General features: G+C 70.1%; 1 protein-coding gene. It reads left to right on the forward strand.

Annotated features, from left to right (window positions below; all coding sequences use genetic code 11):
- Positions 1 to 298 precede the first annotated feature (298 nt).
- Positions 299 to 901: an N-acetylmuramoyl-L-alanine amidase gene (locus AOK24_RS32745; protein WP_055723652.1), complete on the forward strand. Its 603-nt coding sequence runs from the start codon at positions 299 to 301 to the stop codon at positions 899 to 901.
- Positions 902 to 1,114 lie beyond the last annotated feature (213 nt).

A 1,114-nucleotide genomic window follows, 5' to 3' on the forward strand; every position in this document is an offset into this window, starting at 1 on the left:
GTCGATCACTCGAACGAGGTAATCGCGGGGCTGGGGGCGGGGTGAGGTGAGGTGAGGTTGTCGGACTTAACGCCGGGCCGGCGCCGCCTCCGCATCGAGGCGAAACGATCCGTCCTGTGGACAACTCCCGCCCCCAGCCCCGCGATTACCTCGTTCGAGTGATCGACTTATCCACAGGCCCAGGCCTGTCCACAGATTCCCGAAGTGCCCTCTTGCGGACTTCCCGCTCCCCGTACGGTGTGATCACACGCACCGCAGCCGCGAAGCGTCGAACTCCCCACCGACAGAAGGGCCTTGCATGAACCGAGCCAGTCCCCTCCCCAACCGGCGGCACCTCCTCAAAGGAGCCGCGCTCGCGGCGGCGGCCTCCGTCGTGCTGCCCGAGCCGAGGGCCGGGGCACAGACCCAGGCCGCCGACTACCCCTCGGCGCTGTGGGCCCCCGCGGACACCGCCAACTACACCGCCTCCGACCGCCCCTCGCAGCAGCACCCCGTCGACCTCGTCGTCATCCACGTCACGCAGACGACGTTCGACAAGGCGCTGACGATCTTCCAGAACCCGAAGAAACACGTGTCCGCGCACTACGTGGTCCGCTCCTCCGACGGCCGGGTCGCGCAGTGCGTGCGGGAGACCGACATCGCGTGGCACGCGGGGAACTGGGAGTACAACACCCGCAGCGTCGGCATCGAGCACGAAGGCTGGGTGGACCGGCCCGCCTACTTCACGGACGCGATGTACGAGCGGTCGGCGCGGCTCACGGCGACGGTCTGCGACCGGTACGGCATCCCCAGGGACCGGGCGCACATCATCGGCCACTACGAAGTGCCGGGCACCGACCACACGGACCCGGGCCGGAACTGGGACTGGGCGCGGTACATGAGACTCGTCGCCCAGGTCTGACCCGATCCGCGCACACCGGATTGCGGCGAGTGCCGCCGCGACGGTTGTCGGCGCCCGGACCCGGAGTGACGATGACCGAGGACCACCGCCCGAGACCGTCCGCGCCGCGCTCCCCCACCCGGCGCGGGGCGCTCACCAACACTCGCTTCCCCCCGCGCGAAGCGCCGTTCGCAGACCTCTCGCCTCTTCGCCCCCGCCCCCTCCAACCAACCG

The sequence above is a fragment of the Streptomyces niveiscabiei genome (genome assembly GCF_001419795.1).
In the GTDB taxonomy this organism is placed as follows: domain Bacteria; phylum Actinomycetota; class Actinomycetes; order Streptomycetales; family Streptomycetaceae; genus Streptomyces; species Streptomyces niveiscabiei.